Genomic DNA, 1,139 nt, shown 5'->3' on the forward strand with positions numbered 1-1,139 from the left:
ACCGGTGCCGGGTTGCCGACCAGATTCTCGTAGTTGCCGCCACTCACTCCCGTGATGTTCGTGGTGACCGCGGGATGTCCTTGATAGACGTCGTTTGTCACTGGCGTAGTGGCAGTGCTGGAGCTCTGGCCGACCGGGATGGTGATGGTCTGGCCATTGGCCAAGGTCACGATCACAGGGCTACCGGTGACCGGCGCATTGACCGAAGCGGTGTAAACGATGCTGCCACCTTCCGTCACCGAAGGCGTAGCAGTGAGGGTGACCGTGGTGGTGTCCTGCACATCGGTGACAGTGCTAGAAACCGGCGCTGGGTTGCCGACCAGATTCTCGTAGTTGCCACCGCTGACGTTGGTGATGTGGGTGGTGACCGGAGCATGGCCCTGGTAGACATCGTTGGTCACCGGGGTGCTGACGGTGCTGGAGCTCTGGCCAACCGGGATAGTGATGGTTTGGCCATTAGCCAAGGTCACCACCACCGGCGTGCCGGTGACCGGTGCATTGACCGAAGCGGTGTAAACGATGCTGCCGCCTTCCGCCACCGAAGGCGTAGCAGTCAGGGTGACCGTGGTGGTGTCCTGCACATCGGTGACAGTGGTAGAAACCGGCGCTGGGTTGCTAACCAGATTCTCGTAGTTGCCACCGCTGACATTGGTGATGGTGTTGGTGACCGGGGCGTGGCCTTGATAGACATCATTGCTCACCGGAGTGGTGACAGTGCTGGAGCTCTGGCCAACCGGGATGGTGATGGTTTGGCCGTTGGCCAAGGTCACCACGACCGGCGTACCGGTGACGGGTGCATTGACCGAAGCGGTGTAAACGATGCTGCCACCTTCCGCGACCGAGGGTGTGGCGGTCAGGGTGACCGTGGTGGTGTCCTGCACATCGGTGACGCTGGTGGTAACCGGTGCCGGGTTACCAACCAGATTCTCGTAGTTGCCGCCACTCACCCCCGTAATGTTTGTGGTGACCGCAGGATGTCCCTGATAGACGTCGTTGGTCACTGGTGTGCTGACAGTGCTGGAACTCTGGCCAACCGGGATGGTGATGGTTTGGCCGTTGGCCAAGGTCACCACGACCGGGCTGCCGGTGACCGGTGCATTGACCGAAGCGGTGTAAACGATGCTACCGCCTTCCGCCAC

Annotated in this window: 1 protein-coding gene; it reads right to left on the reverse strand. The window is 61.1% G+C overall.

Translation table 11 applies throughout. The features are described 5' to 3' along the window. Nucleotides 1-1,139: immunoglobulin-like domain-containing protein (locus ACI2JX_RS25035; protein WP_404691219.1), on the reverse strand; the 1,139-nt coding region annotated here is incomplete at both ends.

The sequence above is a fragment of the Pseudomonas sp. NPDC088890 genome (assembly GCF_044900155.1).
GTDB lineage: Bacteria > Pseudomonadota > Gammaproteobacteria > Pseudomonadales > Pseudomonadaceae > Aquipseudomonas > Aquipseudomonas urmiensis.